Origin of the sequence: Streptomyces sp. NPDC085866 (genome assembly GCF_044541035.1) — a bacterium.
Taxonomy (GTDB): domain Bacteria; phylum Actinomycetota; class Actinomycetes; order Streptomycetales; family Streptomycetaceae; genus Streptomyces.
This window is the reverse complement of the sequence record NZ_JBITSQ010000005.1, coordinates 235,189-251,827: the sequence shown is the minus strand read 5'-3', so window position 1 is coordinate 251,827 and position 16,639 is coordinate 235,189. Positions and strand designations below refer to the sequence as shown.

Genomic DNA, 16,639 nt, shown 5'->3' with positions numbered 1-16,639 from the left:
TGTTTCTGGCTCCCCCTCAGCCCCGGAACCGGAGGCGGTCGGTGCTGTCCTCGCTGGGCTGGACGACGACGATGCCCTGACCGGAGAAGGCCATCTGGTAGGCCTCACCGCTGCCCCGGCCGATCAGTGACTGCGCCTTGAAGCTGCGCTTGCCCTTCACCTTCAGGTTCGGGGACCAGGCGACGAGCGCGTCGGGGTCGACGTACGTCTCGTCCTCGCCGCCGCCGCAGTCGACGACGATGGGCTTGCCCCGGGAGGTCAGCGCGACCCAGCCCTGCCCGGAGATCTTCGTGTTCCACAGGCCCTGCCCGGCGAACTTGGCGAGCCCCTTGACGCGCTCCACGCCCCAGCTGAGGTGGGCGTCGAAGGCAAGCAGGTTGGTGGCGTTGACGGAGATGCCGTCGCCGTTGAGGTTGATCACGACGACGTTGGCGCCGTAGTCGGCGAGGTAGAGCAGTCCGTCGCCGGAGCACTTCATCAGCGGCGCGCCCTCGCCGGTGATCCAGTCGCGGGCGATCTGGCGGACGGCCGGCGGGTTGGGCTCGTACTGGATGAAGCCTTCGTAGGCGACCATCGACCCCACGCGCGCGAGAAGGTCGTTCCCGGTCTGCAGGGCGACCTTCAGCATGTGGTCGCCGTGGTTCTCCATACGGGCGGTGACAGGTGCGGGGGCGTAGCCCGCGAGCGGCTGGTTCATGACGGGCTCCCTCAGACCTCGTACGGCTGGACGACGATGAAGTTGCCGGGCGCGCCCCGGAACTGCAGGTTGACGCTCTCACCGGTGTCGCCCGGGTAGGCGTTGCGGCGCATCCGGACCTGGCTGGAGACGATCACCTGGGAGGCGGCCGACCAGGCGACCACCGCGTTGCAGTCGGCGAAGGTCGTGGGCGTCACGGGCAGCACGACGGGCGTGCCGTGCGTCTTGACGACGATCGTGCCGGTGCCCTGGAACTGCATGGTGAACAACGCACCGCCGGGAATGCCGTGCCCCTCGATGCGGCGGACCTCGTGCTGGAGGCTCTCGTCGAAGGCGAGGACGTTCTCCGCGGACACGCAGATCGCGTCGCCCTGCAGCTCGACGGGGTGCAGGTGGGTGGAGTTCTCGGCGAGGAACACCTGGCCGTTGCCGGTGCAGCGCATCAGCTGCATCTCCTGGCCGGTCGCGCTGCCCACGATCCGCCCGGCGAACCCGGCGCCCTTGTAGCTGAAGTCGACCTTGCCCTGGTAGAGCACCATGCTGCCCTGCCGGGCCAGCACGGGCTGCCCGCCGATGCCGAGGTCGACCCGGATGAGCTTCTTGTTCTGCTGCGTCCAGCGCTGCCCGGTTGGCGTCTCCTTGAACGCCTGGAGCGCGGCCGTGACACCGGCACCGCCCTGGGGAGCGCCCTGCGGCACGCCGTAGGGGGCGGCGGCCTGCTGGCCGGGGACCTGGCCGTAGGGCGCCTGCTGGCCGTAGCCCGGAGGCATGGGCGCGCCCGGCTGACCGCCGTAGGAGGGCTGCTGGCCATACCCCGGGGGCATCGGCGCGCCCGGCTGACCGCCGTACGACGGCTGTTGCGGCGGCTGGCCGTAGGGCGCGGGCGCCGGGGCCGGCGGATGGACCGTGCCGCCGGCGGGCGGGGTCAGGGGGGCGATGATCGTCGGCGCCGCGTGCACGTTCGGGGCCGGCGCCGGGGCCGGGGCCGGGGTCGCGCTCGGCGGCGCGAAGCCCTGCGGAGCGGGCGCGGGAGCCGGAGCCGGTGCAGGGGCGGGCGCGGGAGCCGGTGCGGCGGGGGCGCCGAACGCGGGCGGCGGGCCGGCTTGTACGGGCGGGGCGAAGCCGGGGGCGGCGCCGGACTGCGGCTGCTGCGGGGCGGTGGGCGCCTCCTCCTCCAGCACTTCGCCGCCGAAGTTCTTCAGCAGCGCCTCCAGACCGCCGTCGAAGCCCTGACCGACCGCGGCGAACCGCCACACGTCCTTGAAGTACAAGTCACCGAGCATCACGGCCCGCTCGGTGGAGAACTCCGAGCCGTTGAAGGAGTACCGCGCCACCTCCTCGCCGCCGGCCACGATGCGCACGTATCCGGGATTGATCTGCGACATCTGCCCGGCACCGTCGATGGTCGCCGTGAAGGACAGCTTGCGGATCTGGGAGGGGATCCGGTCCAGGGTGACGCGGAATGACTCCGTGTCGCCCGACTGGGCACCCAGCAGCTGGATGGACTCCTCCGGGGACTTCGGCTGGTTGAAGAAGACGAAGTACTGGTCGTCCGAGAGACGCTCGTCGGCGTCCAGACCGAAGCAGCTGATGTCGAAGGTCAGTCCGGGGGCGGAGATCTGCACGCCTACGTACAGATCCGTGCCCGCCGTGAGGTCACTGATCCTGGCCTTGTGGCCGCGTTGGAATTCCCTGGCCATGCGTTACGACCGTCCCCCATCCCGAATGTGAGTGCGTCGCGCCAGGCTAACGGCAAACCCCGACATCGGACGCAGCCGGTACAGACCCGGTACACAACCGCGCCCGGGGACGGATCTACAGCGCCCGTTCACTCCCCGCGCGCGCCGGGCACATGCGGCAGCCGCTCGGCCGCCACCACCCCTTCGAGGTAACCGCGAGCGCGCTCGGTGCGCGGGTAGGACTCCAGCAGCCGCCAGAAGTCCGGCCCGTGACCGGGCACCAGCAGATGCGCCAGCTCATGGCACAGCACGTAGTCGACGACGTACTCCGGCATCCCCTGCAGCCGGTGCGAGAGCCGGATGCTGCCCTCGGCCGGGGTGCACGAACCCCACCGGGTGTTCTGGTTGGTGACCCAGCGCACGGAGGCGGGGCGCGCCCGACCGTCGAAGTACTGGTCCGACAGCCGCTCGGCGCGCTCGGTCAGCTCCGCGTCGCCCAGCACCCGTTTGCTCTCCTGGGCGGCCAGTTTGTCGAGCATGACGGTCACCCAGCGCTGCTCCTCCGCCTCGGACATCCGGGCGGGGATCAGTACGACGGTGCGATCGCCCTCGCGGTACGCGGAGACCGTGCGGCGGCGCCGGGTACTCCTGCGGACCTCGATCGCGCTCGCCCCCGAGCCGCTCGGCGGCTGGCTCGTCGTGCTGCGCTGTGGCTTTCCGGCGCGGTGCAGGGGGTCGGCGGGCACGCCCCGACGTTACCCGCTGGACAGCGCCGAAGTCCCGGCTCCGGAACGGTTCGATGCCGATGCCCCACCATGCGTTTGATTTGTACGACCGATATGCCCGACTAGTGCACCCCATTCGTACGACGATCATCCCCCGCCTGTGGACAACGCCCGCCACCCGTCAGCACGACCGGGCATGCTGGCACGCGTCGACGGAGCATGACCGGCTTCACCGACAACACGGATGTCCACGAATGTCATGGACACCCATGAACTCAAGGAACATTTCAGGGCGATTCATGGAATACGGGGGACCTGTCATGCATCCGATGGTGAAACCCGCGCTGCGGCGCGGCTGGCGCGACCTCAACACCGTGCAGTTCGGTATGACCCCGGCACACGCGATGACACTGGGACCGATGGACACGGCCACGGGCAGCTTCCTGGAACTGCTCAACGGCACCCGTGCCCTCCCTCTGCTGCGCGAGGAGGGCCGGCGCATGGACCTGCAGGACGGCCATGTCGATGCACTCCTCGACCGGCTGGCCCGGGCCGGCCTGCTCGACGACACGCGCGGCGGCGGACCCGCCGCGGACACCCTGCGCGAGAAGACGGACGTCCTGGAGCGGCTCCGCCCCGACCTCGCCTCCCTCTCTCTGACCACCCCCGAACCCGGCGGCGCCCTCGGCCGGCTCGCGGCCCGCCGCTCCCTACGGGTGCAGGTACGAGGCGCGGGGCGGGTCGGCGCCGTACTGGCCTCGGTACTGTCCGGGGCCGGCGTCGGCGAGGTCGACGTGCGTGACGTGGGGCGGGTGGAACCGTGGGACGTCGCCCCGGGCGGGCTGCCCGCCAACTCCCTCCGCGAGCGCCGGGACGAAGCGGCACGGGCAGCCGTCCGCCGCGCCGCCCCCGACCGCCCACCACGCCGCATCCGCTCCACCCGCTGCGGCGCGCAGGACCCCGGACTCTCCCTGGTGATCCTTGCCCCCAGGGACGACGTCGCCGTGCACACACCGGACCCGTTCACCGCCGAACCCCTCATGGCCTCGGGAACACCCCACCTGTACGCAGGCGTCGTGGAAGGCACCGGGATCGTCGGACCGCTCGTCCTGCCCGGCGAGACCGGCTGCGCCGGCTGTCTGCACCAGGACCGCACGGACCGGGACCCCGCCTGGCCCCGCCTGGTCGCCCAGTGGCGCTCCGGAAAGGCCCGCCGCGTGGGCGCCTGTGATCTGGCACTCGCCACCGCGGTCGCGGGGCTGGCCGCCGCACACGCCCTCGCCTTCCTCGACGGGGCCTCGCCGTCCAGCACGAACGCCCGCTGGGAGACCTCCCTGCCCGGTCTGAACTGGCACTCCCGGCCGGTGCGGCCGCACCCGGCATGCGGGTGCGGGACCGCGGAGAGAGGAAAGAGGGAACACTCCTCAACCGACGGGGAGACGCGCGCGACAATGGCGGTGCAACGGCCGTCGACCGAGCGACGACGCGAGGCAGGCGCGGCGCGGCCGACTGGGACTTGGAGGGCGCATGTCTGATCTTCCCCGGAAGGCGGTCACCCGTACCGCCAAGCTCGCCGCGCTCCCGCTCGGCTTCGCAGGCCGGGCGACCTGGGGGCTGGGCAAGCGGATCGTGGGCGAGTCCGCGGAGATCGTCGGCCGGGAGCTGCAACAGCGCACCGCGGAGCAGCTGTTCAAAGTCCTCGGCGAGCTGAAGGGCGGAGCCATGAAGTTCGGCCAGGCCCTGTCCGTCTTCGAGTCCGCCCTGCCGGAGGAGGTCGCCGGCCCCTACCGCGCGGCACTGACCAAGCTCCAGGACGCGGCGCCGCCGATGCCGACCCGCACGGTGCACGCAGTGCTCGAGGAGCGGCTGGGAGAGGGCTGGCGGGATCTGTTCCTGCAGTTCGAGGACAAGCCGGCGGCCGCGGCCTCCATCGGGCAGGTGCACCGGGCGGTGTGGCACGACGGCCGTGAGGTGGCGGTCAAGGTGCAGTACCCGGGCGCGGGCGAGGCCCTGCTGTCCGACCTGAACCAACTCAGCCGTTTCGCCCGGCTGTTGGGGCCGCTCATCCCCGGCATGGACATCAAGCCGCTGATCGCGGAGATGCGGGACCGCGTCTCCGAGGAGCTGGACTACGCACTGGAGGCCCAGGCCCAGGACACCCATGCGCAGGAGTTCGCCGACGACCCGGACGTGGTGGTCCCGGCCGTGGTGCACCAGTGCGAGCAGATCCTGGTCACGGAGTGGATCGACGGGATCCCGCTGTCCGAGATCATCACGGACGGCACCGAGGAGCAGCGCGACCGCGCCGGCCAGCTCCTGGCCCGCTTCCTCTTCTCCGGACCGGCCCGCACCGGCCTGCTGCACGCCGATCCGCATCCCGGCAACTTCCGTCTGCTCCCCGGCGGCCCGGACGGTGACGACGACTGGCGCCTTGGCGTCCTGGACTTCGGCACCGTCGACCGGCTCCCGGGCGGCCTGCCGACACCGATCGGCATCTCACTGCGGATGACCCTGGACGGCGAGGCGGAGACCGTCTACGAGCTGCTGTGCGAGGAGGGGTTCGTCAAGGAGTCCATAGAGCTGGACCCCGACGCGGTCCTCGACTACCTGCTGCCGATCATCGAGCCGGCCCGGGTCGACACGTTCACCTTCACCCGCTCATGGATGCGCAGCCAGGCCGCCCGCATCGCCGACCCCCGCTCCCCCGCCTACCAGCTGGGCAAGCAGCTCAACCTGCCGCCGGCCTATCTGCTGATACACCGGGTGACGCTGAGCACCATCGGCGTGCTCTGCCAACTGGGGGCCACGGTACGACTGCGGGACGAACTGGAGGAGTGGTTGCCCGGGTTCGTGTTCGAGGACGAACCGATGGAGGAGGAACCGGCCGCGGGGGCGTGACCGGGGCTGCCGGGCTGCCACGGTGTGGTGAGGGGTGGGGAGGGGGTGGGGAGGGGGAGGGCCCCCGGAGAGGCGTTCTCACCACCAGGACGAGTCCAGCCGCCCCTCGATCGCCCGCAGGTTCTCCCGGGAGCAGACGTCGCAGAAGTACTGACGGATGCCGTTCTCCACGGAGCAGGTCCAGGTGGTCGGCTGGGAGCCGCCGGCGGGGGTGCCGCAGCGGGCGCACACGAGAGGGCGGGGCTCCGTGGTGGAGCCGCCCTGATCACTTCCTCCGGGAGGACTCGTCACCCGCTGACGATAACTCTCCGGCCGGTGGATCGCCGTGCACAACGCACCGCGGGGGCCGGTCCGTTCGGTCGGACCGGCCCCCCGCGGGGAAGGCTTCGCCTCCCTGAGCCGGGAGGCCACCGCTTCGGGTGTGCCGGGTTACTGCATGACGGCCATGGCGAGCGCACGGCGGGCGCGCAGCGAGGCGCGTTCCGCCCGGCGCTGCATCCGTCGGGCGGTCACCAGGCGCATGGCCCGACGTTCCCGCTCGGCGTCGTGCAGGCGCTCGTGCATATGCGCACGGGCCAGCGCTTCTGGGATGAGTTGCATCTCTCGGGTCCTGTTCTGACGCGAGCCGGTCGCGCCGTTCATCGTGAAGTCTGGGGTCGCGGAGCCGGTGGGCTCGCTGGTGGACGGCTTCATCGGGGCCTGCTTCTTGGGGTCGTGCGTGAGGGGGCGATCGATCGTTCCTGCGGTGTTCATGCCGTGACCGGGTTCTTGCGCGGGCGGCCACGGGGCCGCTTGCGGGCGACGACGACACCCTGGACGAACAGCTCGCCACCCCAGACGCCCCAGGGCTCACGCCGTTCCTTGGCGCCGGCGAGGCAGGCCTCGATCAGCGGGCAGGTGCGGCAGAGGGACTTGGCGTACTCGACGTCCGCGGGCGACTCGGCGAAGAAGACCTCCGGGTCGTAGGAGCGGCAGGGGACGGGTACGCCGAGGTTCTCGATGGCGTCGTCGAGCGCGGTGAGCGCGGTGAGGGGGGTCAAGGTGGAGTCCTCCGTGAGGCCGGGCGGGGGGATCGTTTGTGAAGGCGGTACGGACGGGGCGTGCGCTTCGAGTTGCACGGTTGGTCTTCCTCGTCTGGTCGTTCCGGCCGGTTGACCGGGTGTCGGCTTGGTACCGGGTTCTTTCCTTGTCCCGAGGCCCCTTCGCTCTGTCGTCCCCGTTCGGGGCAAACAGAAGGGCCGCGGATCCCGGGTGGGGTTCCGCGGCCCTGAAGGCGCCGGCCTGATCGGCGATCAGGCTGGATCACTCCAGGGTTCTGGCCCACGGAAGGCCCACATCAGGTGGTGCTGCGTCGTCTGCTTCCGGAATCCGGCACCGGCTGCCGCAAAGGCATAGGCGTGTGCCCGTGCCACTACCGCTTCCAGTGCCTTGGTCGGTCGCTCATTGCCCTCACGGATGGGAAGAACCGCGAGAGACAGGGAGGACGCCGGACGGTCGGCACGGATGCCGGACAGACCGGTGCCCTGGTTCGAGGCGCCGAGCATGCACGTGGAGACGGTCGAGCGATCGGTCAGTTTGGCCGTGCTGATGAAGCTGGTGTTGATGCTGATCACTGGACTCGCCTCCTCTCGGCGTCTTGAGGACTGGGGTGAGCCAGTCCGTTCGGATATGCAAGTACAACACGGGACCGGGGCCTTCGAGAAGGCCGCCGTTTCCGTGCCTAGAACCTATGGGGATTGCTGGGGCATGCGCAAACTATTTTTTCGACGAGTTCGTATCAGTCGTCCTCGTCGCTGTCTCCACCCTCTTGGCCTGCGCAGATGGCCAGAACTTCGGTTCCGTAGCGCTGCAGCTTGCGGCTGAGGACGCCGGGGATGCGGGACAGTTCGGCCGGGCTGTCGGGCCGTGCCTCGGCGATGGCCATCAGGGTCCGGTCGGTGAAGACGCAGAAGTCGGGCTGGCCGCTGCTCCGGGCCTGGACGGCGCGCCAGGCGCGCAGCCTCTCGTAGAGGCCTTCGTCCATGTCGGAGGGGCAGTCCTCACAGCGCATCAGTTTCATCTCGCCGGCGTCGGTGAGGGTGCGGCCGCAGACGCGGCAGCGGGCCGGGGTGCGCTGGGTGCGGCGCGGGACGGCCGGGATCTCGGTGAGGGTGCCGCGCTCGATACCTCCGGCGGCTCCCGTGCCGGTACGGCCGACGGTGGCGGTGGAGCCGGGACGCAGGCCGTCGAGGAAGTGGCTGGGCCTGCGGTTGGGTCGGCCGCCGGGTGAGCGGGACAGGGACCAGGAGAGGTGGAGCCGTTCTCTGGCGCGGGTCACGCCGACGTAGAGGAGGCGGCGTTCTTCTTCGATCTGTTCGTCCGTCTTGGCGTAGGTGATCGGCACCATGCCCTCGGCGATGCCGACCAGGAAGACGACGTCCCATTCCAGGCCTTTGGCCGCGTGCAGGGAGGCCAGGGTGACGCCCTGGACGGTGGGGGCGTGCTGGGCATTCGCCCGTTCGTCGAGTTCCGCCACGAGGTCGGCGAGCGTGGCCTTGGGGTGGGCGGCGGCGAAGTCGTGGGCGAGGTTGACGAGGGCGGCGAGTGATTCCCAGCGTTCTCTGGCTGCGCCGGAGCCGGCGGGGGGTTGGCTGGTCCAGCCTTCTCCGGAGAGGACGGCGCGCACCTGGGAGGGCAGGTCGACGACGTCGTCCAGCAGGGAGTCGTTGCCGCCGAAGCGGGCTGCGCCGCGCAGGGCGACGCCCGCCTTGCGTACCTCCGGGCGGTCGAAGAAGCGTTCGGCGCCGCGGAGCTGGTAGGGGACTCCGGCGTCGGCGAGGGCCTGTTCGTAGGTTTCGGACTGGGAGTTGGTGCGGAACAGGACGGCGATCTCGGCGGCGGGGACGCCGGCCTCGATGAGTTCGCGGATGCGGCGGGCGGCGCCTTCGGCCTCGGCGGGCTCGTCGGTGTATTCGGTGTAGACGGGGTCGGGGCCCGGAGGGCGTTGGGAGATGAGTTCCAGCCGGTGGTCCGCGGCGCGGCCGCTGGCCTGGGCGAGCAGTCCGTTGGCGAGGTGGACGACCTGGGGGGTGGAGCGGTAGTCGCGGACGAGCTTGACGAGGGTGGCGCCGGGGTGGCGGACACGGAAGTCGAGGAGGTGGTCGGGTGTTGCTCCCGTGAACGAGTAGATCGTCTGGCTGGCGTCGCCGACGACGCACAGGCTGTCGCGGTTGCCGAGCCAGAGGTCCAGGAGGCGCTGCTGGAGGGGGCTGACGTCCTGGTACTCGTCGACGACGAAGTGCTGGTACTGGGCGCGGATCTGTTCGGCGATGTCGTGTCGGTCCTGGAGGATGGCGACGGTGAGCAGCAGGACGTCTTCGAAGTCGATGACCGCGCGGTCACGTTTGAGGTCTTCGTAGGCCGCGTAGAGGTGGGCGATCTCGGCGGGGTCGCGTGGGGTTTCGCGGCCGGCCTTTGCTGCCGCGTACGGGTAGTCGGCGGGGACGGTCTGGGTGACCTTGGACCATTCGATCTCGGCGGTGGCGTCCCGCAGCTCTCCGCGGTCGAGGCGGAGCTTGCAGGCGGCGGCCGCGTCGGCGACGAGTTGGATCTTGCGGTCGACGAGCCGGGGCATGGAGCCACCGATCGCTTTCGGCCAGAAGTACTGGAGCTGGCGCAGCGCGGCGGAGTGGAAGGTGCGGGCCTGGACGCCGTGGGCGCCGAGCTGGCGGAGGCGGCCGCGCATCTCGCCTGCGGCGCGGTTGGTGAAGGTGACGGCGAGCACGCTGGACGGCTGGAGGATCCCGGCGCGGACCCCGTAGGCGATGCGGTGGGTGATCGCCCGGGTCTTGCCCGTGCCTGCTCCGGCCAGGACGCACACCGGGCCGTGCAGGGCGGTGGCCACCTCGCGCTGCTCGGGGTCGAGCCCTTCGAGCACCGCGTCGGCCGAGTCCGGTGTCTGCGGGAAGAGGGTGGAGTGCGTTGCTGCTGTCACACGGCAATGCTGCCAGGTCGTCCGGGACTGCTGCGCCGGTTGTCCACAGGCGGGCCCTCGCGGTCGTACTAATGCGGCAGGTGTCACAGCCGGGGCCGGATACCCCGGGCGGGAATGCCGTACCCCGTCCCTTACGTTGTGCTCCTGCACGACCTTCCCCGAGCTGCCTGAGGAGCGCGAGAGATATGCAGGGCACTGTGACGATGTACAGCACGACTTGGTGCGGCTACTGCCAGCGGCTGAAGAAGCAGCTGGACCGCGAGGGCATCGCCTACACCGAGATCAACATCGAGCAGGACCCGGCGTCCGCCGCTTTCGTGGAGAAGGCGAATGGCGGAAACCAGACGGTCCCGACCGTGCTCTTCGGTGACGGCTCCACGCTGACGAACCCGTCGCTGGCGCAGGTGAAGCAGAAGCTCGCCGCGTAACAGGCCGGTCCGGGCCTGTGGGAAGGCGGCTCCTGAGGCTGTTGGTGCCTCTGGAGCCGCCTTTTTGTGTCCTGTCCCACACGAGCGCGTGCCCGTGGCCTCAGATGAAGCTCCTCGTCGGCAGCGGCTTGCCGTACCACATCTCGATCAGGCGGGCGGCGATGGAGATGCCGTACGGGGGCAGTACCTCTCCCGACTCGAAGGCCGCGTGGAGTTCCTCGCGGGAGAACCAGCGGGCCTCGTGGATCTCGTCGCCGTCGACGTCGATGTCGGTGGAGGTGGCGCGGGCCATGAAGCCGAGCATGAGGCTGGAGGGGAAGGGCCAGGGCTGGCTGGCCACGTACTCGACCTGGCCGACGGTGACACCGGCCTCTTCGAAGACCTCGCGGCGTACCGACTGCTCGATGGACTCGCCGGGCTCGACGAAACCGGCGAGCGTGGAGAAGCGGCCCTCGGGCCAGTGGACCTGGCGGCCGAGCAGGATCCGGTCCTCCTCGTCGGTGACGGCCATGATCACGGCGGGGTCGGTGCGCGGGTAGTGCTCGGCGCCGCAGGCCTGGCAGCGGCGGATGTGGCCGGCCGCGGCGATGACCGTGCGCTCGCCGCAGCGGGAGCAGAAGCGGTGGGTGCGCTGCCAGTTCTCCAGGCCGACCGCGTGCACCATGAGGCCCGCGTCCCGCGGTGACAGCAGGAGTCCGGCCTCGCGCAGGCCCGCCGGGCGGGCGGACTGGTCGATGCGGCCGGGCAGTGCGTCCTTCTGGAGGGCGAAGTAGCTGACGCCGTCCTCGTCGATGCCGAGGAAGTAGCGGTGGGCCTCGGTGAGGGGTGCCTCGAAGGAGGGGGTCATGACGAGTTCGGTCCGGCCGTCGGGCGTCTCGTCGATGAGTACCTGGCCGCCGGAGACCACGAAGCAGCGGGTGGTGGGGTGGCTCCATGCCGCTGCGAGCCAGGCCTCGTCGAGCCGGTGGTGGGCGGCGCGGTCGATGCCGCTCGGGGCGGTCAGCGAGATGGGTCGGTCGGCGATGTGGTCGGTCCAGGTGGTCACGGGTGCTTCCAACTCCCCCAGTGGAAAGGTTCGTTTCGGCGGGCGGTTCGGGCGGGCGTGGGCGGGAGGCACCGGGACGGGCTCGGGCGGGGCGTGCGGGCGGTCCCTCCAGTGTGCCCCGCGCGCGATGCGGTCCCGTACGGCGCCTGTCGGTCAGGGTGCGTGACGCCAGTTCTCGGCGAGGTCGCCCCACAGGTAGGCGCTGGTTTCGACGCCCTTGAGGAGGAGGTCGAGTTCGACCTTCTCGTTGGGGGCGTGCCAGCCGTCGGAGGGGACGGAGATGCCCAGGAAGAGGACGGGGGCGCCGAGGACCTCCTGGAGGTCGGCGGCGGGTCCGGAGCCGCCCTCGCGGGTGTAGCGGACCGGGCTCTGGAAGGCGCGGCCCATGGCGCGGACCACGGACTGCAGCGCGGGGTGGTCGAGCGGGGTCAGGCACGGGCGCGTGGCGGGGCCGAAGCCGATCTCGAGTCTGATCCCGGCGGGTACCTGTTCGGCGGCCCAGGCGCGGACGGCCTTCTCGATGTGGTCGGGGTCCTGGCCGGCGACCAGGCGGAAGGACAGCTTCACCATGGCCGAGGAGGGGATGATCGTCTTGCTGCCGGGGCCCTGGTAGCCGCCGCCGATGCCGTTGACCTCGACGGTCGGGCGGGCCCAGATGCGCTCCAGGGTGGTGTGTCCGGCCTCGCCGTGAGTGGCGTGCGACTTGGCGGTGCGCAGCCACTGCTCCTCGTCGAACGGCAGCTCGGCGAACAGTTCGCGTTCGCGGTCGGTCAGCTCGGCTGTGCCGTCGTAGAAGCCGGGGACGGCCACGCGCGCGTGCTCGTCGTGCAGGGCGGCCACCAGGCGGGCGGCGGCGGTGGCCGGGTTGGGGACGGCTCCGCCGAAGGAACCGGAGTGGATGTCCTGGTCGGGGCCGTACAGCCGGATCTCGCACTCGGCGAGGCCGCGCATGCCGGTGCAGACGGTCGGGGTGTCCTCGGACCACATGCCGGTGTCGGAGACGATCACGGCGTCGGCGGCGAGCCGGTCGGCCTGCTCCTCGACGAGGGCCCGGAAGTGCTCGGAGCCGGACTCCTCCTCGCCTTCGATCAGCAGCTTCAGGTTGACCGCGGGGGCGGTGCGGCCGGTGGCGGCGAGGTGGGCGCGGACGCCGAGTGTGTGGAAGAACACCTGGCCCTTGTCGTCGGCCGCCCCGCGCGCGTAGAGGCGGTTGTCCCGGATGACGGGCTCGAAGGGCTCGCTGTCCCAGCCGTCCTCGCGGGCGGCGGGCTGGACGTCGTGGTGGCCGTAGACGAGGACGGTGGGCGCCTGCGGGTCGCCCGAGGGCCATTCGGCGAAGACGGCCGGGGCGCCGGGGGTCGGCCAGACCTCCGCGGTCGGGAAGCCGGTCTCCTTGAGCTTGGCGGCGAGCCAGTCGGCGCTGTCCCGTACGTCGGGCGCGTGGTCGGGCTGGGCCGACACGGAGGGGATGCGCAGCCATGCGGCGAGGTCTTCGAGGAAGGCGGCGCGCTGCTGCTCGATGTACGTACGGACGGCGCTGTCCGGGGTCTGGCTCATGTTCACGAGCCTATCGGCCCGCACCGACATCCTCGGCGGGCTGTTCGTCACACTCGGGATCCCTTACGTGGCTCTTGCGTGTCACTCGGTTGGATCACCGGTGAGCAGCCGTTCCAGGGCGGCCCGGCCGGGCAGGTTCTCGGGGCGTACGACCTCTCCGCTGCGCACGTACAGGAAGGCGACCGTGACCGCCTCGGGCGGCACGCCCTGCTGCTCGGCCCAGGCGAGCCGGTAGACCGCGAGCTGGAGCGGGTCGGCGCTGCGGGTGCGACTGGTCTTCCAGTCGACGATCTCGTAGGTCGCCGCGTCGCCGTCGCCGGTGCGGTAGACGGCGTCGATGCGGCCGCGTACCACGCGGCCGGCGAGGGTGAGCTGGAAGGGCGCCTCGATTCGGTACGGGGTGCGGTGGGCGTACTCGGTGCGTTCGAAGGCGTCCTTGAGGGCTTCGAGGTCGCGTTCGTCGGCGATCTCGGCCTGGCTGCCGGGCAGCTCGTCCGGCTCCAGCATGGGCAGCGTCAGTTCCTCGAAGCGTGCTTCGACCCAGGCGTGGAAGCGGGTGCCCCGGCGCGCGGCGGGTTGCGGGGGGCGCGGCATGGGGCGCGCGAGTTCCTGTGCGAGCCCGTCCGGGTCCTCCGCGAGAAGCAGCAGCTGGGATGCGGTCAGCGTGACCGGCAGGGGAACGTCCGTGACGGCCTGCCGGGCGCGCAGCAGCTCGCCCGTCAGCGCGTCGAGGTCGCGGTCCCAGGAGGCGATGGCACGGGCTTCCTCGGGTGTGAGGGGCCCGGAGTGCACGGGCTCGGTGGCGTGGGTGCGTTCGGCGGCACGTTCGCCGGCCCGGGTGGGTTCGGCCGGCGCATGCGCCTGGTGGGGGACGGTCGGCCGCTCGCCGGTCCAGGAGTCCCGGTCGGCGGGCTCCTCCGGGGACGCGACGCCCTCGTCGTACGGCGTCTCCCCGGCGAAGGGGTCCTCGTCGTACGGGAACGCTTCGCCGTACGGGTCCTCGTCGTCCGCCGGGGCGGGCCAGTCGGGGTCTTCTTCGTCCGCCGGGGCGGGCCAGTCCGGGTCGTCGACGGTGGCGGGGTCGTGGGTGGCGGGCGGGTGGCCGTCCTGCCGGGCGGCCAGGGTGTCCAGGTGGGAGAGGACGGTTTCGGCAGCAGCGCGGCGGCGGGCCAGGGCCGCGTCGTCCAGGGGCAGGGGCCACACCTGGTCGGTGGTGGCCGTGTGCAGGGCCGGGTTCTCCTCGTCCTCGGCAGGCTCGTCGGCCCATGCCTCGATCTCGCCGTGCCCGGCGGCGCAGTGGTCGTGGAGGGCCTGGAGGAAGTCGGAGGGCCCCCGTGGCTTCTTCTGGCTGGGCCCCCACCAGTGGCCGGAGCCGAGGAGGAGGGAGCGGGGGCGGGTGAAGGTGACGTAGCCGAGGCGGAGTTCCTCGGTGTGCTGGTGGTCCTTCATGGCCTCGTGGAAGGCCTTCATGCCCCGGGAGTCCCAGGAGTCGACGTCGGGCAGGGTGTCGGTGTCGCCGCGCAGGGCGTGCGGCAGCACCTTGGCCTGCGCGGTCCACTTCTCGCGGCCCTGGGCGCTGGGGAAGGTGCCGTGGACCAGTCCGGGGACGGCGACGACGTCCCACTCCAGCCCCTTGGACTTGTGCGCGGTGAGCACCTTGACGGTGTTCTCGCCACCGGGCAGGGCGTTGTCGAGGCCCTTCTCGTACTGGGCGGCGGTGCGCAGGAAGCCGAGGAAGGCGAGCAGCGTGGCCTCGCCGTCGCCGGCCGCGAAGGAGGCCGCGATGTCCAGGAAGTTGGACAGGGTCTCGCGGCGGCGGGCGGCGAGCGCGTGCGGGGACGCCGACAGCTCCACCTCCAGGCCGGTGACGGCGAGGACGCGGTGCAGGACGTCCATCAGCGGGTCGGACAGGGAGCGGCGCAGGTCGCGCAGCTCGGCTGCGAGGCGGGCGAAGCGCACGCGCGCGTCCGGGGAGAACGGCAGCCCGTCGTCGTCTTCACGCTCGTCGAGGGGCGCCTCCAGGAAGGTGTCCAGAGCGTCCGCGAGCGATATCACCTCGGACGGGTCGACGCCCTCGACGGCCTCGGCGAGCCGGCGGTCGGGGTCGTCGGCGTCGTCCCCGCGCGCGTGGGCGACCAGCAGGCGGGCGCGGCGGCCGAGGAGGGCGAGGTCGCGGGGGCCGATGCGCCAGCGCGGGCCGGTCAGCAGGCGGACCAGGGAGGCGTTGGCTCCGGGGTCCTGGAGGACTTCGCAGACGGCGACGAGGTCGGCGATCTCGGGCAGGTGCAGCAGGCCGGAGAGGCCGACGACCTCCACGGGGATGTCGCGGGTGACGAGGGCGCCCTGGATCTCGGCGAAGTCGGTGGCCGTGCGGCACAGTACGGCGATCTCGCCGGGGGCCTTGTCGGTGCGTACGAGGTGGGCGATGGAGTCGGCGATCCAGTCGATCTCCTCCGCGTGGGTGGGCAGCAGGGCGCAGCGGACCGTGCCGTCGTGTTCGGCGCCGGGGGCCGGGCGGAGGGCCTCCACGCCCGCGTGCATCGCGCGCAGCGGTTCGGCGAGGCCGTTGGCGAGGTCGAGGAGGCGGCCGCCGCTGCGGCGGTTCTCGCTGAGCGCCTGGCGGGTGGCGGGGCTGCCGTCGGCGTGGGCGAAGTGCTCGGGGAAGTCGTCCAGGTTGGCCACGGAGGCGCCGCGCCAGCCGTAGATGGCCTGGCAGGGGTCGCCGACTGCGGTCACCGGATGGCCCGTGCCGCCGCCGAACAGGCCCGACAGCAGGACGCGCTGAGCCACGGAGGTGTCCTGGTACTCGTCCAGGAGCACCACACGGAACTCCTCGCGCAGCAGCCGGCCCACCTCGGGGACGCCGGCGAGGCGGGCGGACAGGGCGATCTGGTCGCCGAAGTCGAGCAGGTCGCGTTCGCGCTTGGCGGCCCGGTAGCGCACGACGAGGTCGGCGAGTTCACGGCGCGCGGCCGCGGTGTCGGGGACCTTGCGCAGGTCGGCGTTGGTGAGCTTGGCGCCCTCCAGGGTGCGCAGCAGGCCGGCGTCCCAGGCGCGCAGTTCGTCGGGGGCCACGAGGTGTTCGGCCAGCTCGGAGTCGAGGGTGAGCAGGTCGCTGACGAGGTCGGCGAAGGAGCGGGTCAGCGCCGGGTAGGGCCCGGGGGCCTCGCGCAGCACGCGCGCGGCGAGCTGGTAGCGAGTGGCGTCGGCCAGCAGCCGGGAGGTCGGTTCGAGGCCGATGCGCAGGCCGTGGTCGGTCAGCAGACGGCCGGCGAAGGCGTGGTACGTCGAGATGACCGGCTCGCCGGGCGGGTTGTCCGGGTCGATGACGTCGGGGTCCGTGACGCCGGCCTTGACCAGTGCCTTGCGGACGCGTTCGGCGAGCTCGCCCGCCGCCTTGTTGGTGAAGGTCAGGCCGAGGACCTGTTCGGGGGCGACCTGGCCGGTGCCGACCAGCCAGACCACGCGGGCCGCCATCACGGTGGTCTTGCCCGACCCGGCTCCGGCCACGATCACCTGCGGTGCGGGCGGCGCGGTGATGCAGGCCGTCTGCTCCGGGGTGAACGGGATGCCGAGGAGCTCTTTGAGCTGCTCGGGGTCGGTGATACGGGCGGGCATGTCGTCAGAGGCTAGCGGC

General features: G+C 71.6%; 14 protein-coding genes. 3 read left to right on the top strand and 11 right to left on the bottom strand.

Annotation, left to right across the window (positions count from 1 at the left end):
• Nucleotides 1-16: 16 nt before the first annotated feature.
• The 3 genes from ACIF83_RS14165 to ACIF83_RS14155 all read right to left on the bottom strand — a co-directional run bounded on the left by ACIF83_RS14165 (nucleotide 17) and on the right by ACIF83_RS14155 (nucleotide 3,122).
• On the bottom strand, nucleotides 17-697 hold the full coding sequence (locus tag ACIF83_RS14165; protein ID WP_097252516.1) for an AIM24 family protein: 681 nt from the start codon (nucleotides 695-697) through the stop codon (nucleotides 17-19).
• Nucleotides 698-708: 11 nt separating this feature from the next.
• On the bottom strand, nucleotides 709-2,397 hold the full coding sequence (locus ACIF83_RS14160) for a TerD family protein (RefSeq protein WP_399726679.1): 1,689 nt from the start codon (nucleotides 2,395-2,397) through the stop codon (nucleotides 709-711).
• Nucleotides 2,398-2,525: 128 nt separating this feature from the next.
• Nucleotides 2,526-3,122 (bottom strand): M48 family metallopeptidase, encoded by a 597-nt coding sequence (locus tag ACIF83_RS14155; protein ID WP_386578226.1) that lies wholly within the window; start codon nucleotides 3,120-3,122, stop codon nucleotides 2,526-2,528.
• A gap of 299 nt (nucleotides 3,123-3,421) precedes the next feature.
• Here ACIF83_RS14155 and ACIF83_RS14150 point away from each other — a divergent pair, with 299 nt between their 5' ends.
• Together ACIF83_RS14150 and ACIF83_RS14145 are read left to right on the top strand one after the other, a co-directional pair.
• On the top strand, nucleotides 3,422-4,636 hold the full coding sequence (locus ACIF83_RS14150; RefSeq protein ID WP_399726675.1) for a TOMM precursor leader peptide-binding protein: 1,215 nt from the start codon (nucleotides 3,422-3,424) through the stop codon (nucleotides 4,634-4,636).
• Nucleotides 4,629-5,999 carry an ABC1 kinase family protein gene (locus tag ACIF83_RS14145; RefSeq protein WP_399726672.1) on the top strand — a complete coding sequence of 457 codons (1,371 nt, stop codon included), beginning with the start codon at nucleotides 4,629-4,631 and terminating at the stop codon, nucleotides 5,997-5,999. Before ACIF83_RS14150 ends, ACIF83_RS14145 begins: the two co-directional genes overlap by 8 nt.
• 78 nt (nucleotides 6,000-6,077) lie before the next feature.
• Here the strand turns inward: ACIF83_RS14145 and ACIF83_RS14140 are convergent, their stop codons facing one another.
• The 5 genes from ACIF83_RS14140 to ACIF83_RS14120 all read right to left on the bottom strand — a co-directional run bounded on the left by ACIF83_RS14140 (nucleotide 6,078) and on the right by ACIF83_RS14120 (nucleotide 9,972).
• Nucleotides 6,078-6,290, bottom strand: a complete 213-nt coding sequence (locus ACIF83_RS14140) for a hypothetical protein (RefSeq protein ID WP_393468877.1) — start codon at nucleotides 6,288-6,290, stop codon at nucleotides 6,078-6,080.
• Between the two features lie 138 nt (nucleotides 6,291-6,428).
• The gene (locus tag ACIF83_RS14135; protein WP_393468874.1) at nucleotides 6,429-6,752 is read right to left on the bottom strand and encodes a hypothetical protein; all 324 of its coding nucleotides are present in this window, start codon (nucleotides 6,750-6,752) and stop codon (nucleotides 6,429-6,431) included.
• The gene (locus ACIF83_RS14130; RefSeq protein WP_023546912.1) at nucleotides 6,749-7,117 is read right to left on the bottom strand and encodes a WhiB family transcriptional regulator; all 369 of its coding nucleotides are present in this window, start codon (nucleotides 7,115-7,117) and stop codon (nucleotides 6,749-6,751) included. The genes ACIF83_RS14135 and ACIF83_RS14130 overlap by 4 nt, the downstream gene beginning before the upstream one ends.
• A 174-nt stretch (nucleotides 7,118-7,291) precedes the next feature.
• Nucleotides 7,292-7,612 carry a hypothetical protein gene (locus ACIF83_RS14125; RefSeq protein ID WP_393468871.1) on the bottom strand — a complete coding sequence of 107 codons (321 nt, stop codon included), beginning with the start codon at nucleotides 7,610-7,612 and terminating at the stop codon, nucleotides 7,292-7,294.
• A gap of 164 nt (nucleotides 7,613-7,776) precedes the next feature.
• Nucleotides 7,777-9,972 (bottom strand): ATP-dependent DNA helicase UvrD2, encoded by a 2,196-nt coding sequence (locus ACIF83_RS14120; protein ID WP_393468868.1) that lies wholly within the window; start codon nucleotides 9,970-9,972, stop codon nucleotides 7,777-7,779.
• A gap of 185 nt (nucleotides 9,973-10,157) precedes the next feature.
• Between ACIF83_RS14120 and ACIF83_RS14115 the strand changes: the two genes are divergently transcribed.
• The gene (locus tag ACIF83_RS14115) at nucleotides 10,158-10,400 is read left to right on the top strand and encodes a mycoredoxin (RefSeq protein WP_145883157.1); all 243 of its coding nucleotides are present in this window, start codon (nucleotides 10,158-10,160) and stop codon (nucleotides 10,398-10,400) included.
• Between the two features lie 100 nt (nucleotides 10,401-10,500).
• Here ACIF83_RS14115 and nudC read toward each other — a convergent pair whose 3' ends face one another.
• The 3 genes from nudC to ACIF83_RS14100 form a co-directional block, all read right to left on the bottom strand.
• Nucleotides 10,501-11,445 carry an NAD(+) diphosphatase gene (nudC, locus tag ACIF83_RS14110; RefSeq protein ID WP_393468864.1) on the bottom strand — a complete coding sequence of 315 codons (945 nt, stop codon included), beginning with the start codon at nucleotides 11,443-11,445 and terminating at the stop codon, nucleotides 10,501-10,503.
• Nucleotides 11,446-11,598: 153 nt separating this feature from the next.
• Nucleotides 11,599-13,002: a dipeptidase gene (locus ACIF83_RS14105; RefSeq protein WP_399726666.1), complete on the bottom strand. Its 1,404-nt coding sequence runs from the start codon at nucleotides 13,000-13,002 to the stop codon at nucleotides 11,599-11,601.
• Nucleotides 13,003-13,083: 81 nt separating this feature from the next.
• The gene (locus tag ACIF83_RS14100) at nucleotides 13,084-16,620 is read right to left on the bottom strand and encodes a UvrD-helicase domain-containing protein (protein WP_399726663.1); all 3,537 of its coding nucleotides are present in this window, start codon (nucleotides 16,618-16,620) and stop codon (nucleotides 13,084-13,086) included.
• Nucleotides 16,621-16,639: the final 19 nt, after the last annotated feature.

Bases quoted from the DNA above. Each gene is read 5' to 3' on its own strand.
- ACIF83_RS14165 (WP_097252516.1), bottom strand. From the start codon at position 697: ATGAACCAGCCGCTCGCGGGCTACGCCCCCGCACCTGTCACCGCCCGT.
- ACIF83_RS14160 (WP_399726679.1), bottom strand. From the start codon at position 2,397: ATGGCCAGGGAATTCCAACGCGGCCACAAGGCCAGGATCAGTGACCTC.
- ACIF83_RS14150 (WP_399726675.1), top strand. From the start codon at position 3,422: ATGCATCCGATGGTGAAACCCGCGCTGCGGCGCGGCTGGCGCGACCTC.
- ACIF83_RS14145 (WP_399726672.1), top strand. From the start codon at position 4,629: ATGTCTGATCTTCCCCGGAAGGCGGTCACCCGTACCGCCAAGCTCGCC.
- ACIF83_RS14135 (WP_393468874.1), bottom strand. From the start codon at position 6,752: ATGAACACCGCAGGAACGATCGATCGCCCCCTCACGCACGACCCCAAG.
- ACIF83_RS14115 (WP_145883157.1), top strand. From the start codon at position 10,158: ATGCAGGGCACTGTGACGATGTACAGCACGACTTGGTGCGGCTACTGC.
- ACIF83_RS14105 (WP_399726666.1), bottom strand. From the start codon at position 13,002: ATGAGCCAGACCCCGGACAGCGCCGTCCGTACGTACATCGAGCAGCAG.
- ACIF83_RS14100 (WP_399726663.1), bottom strand. From the start codon at position 16,620: ATGCCCGCCCGTATCACCGACCCCGAGCAGCTCAAAGAGCTCCTCGGC.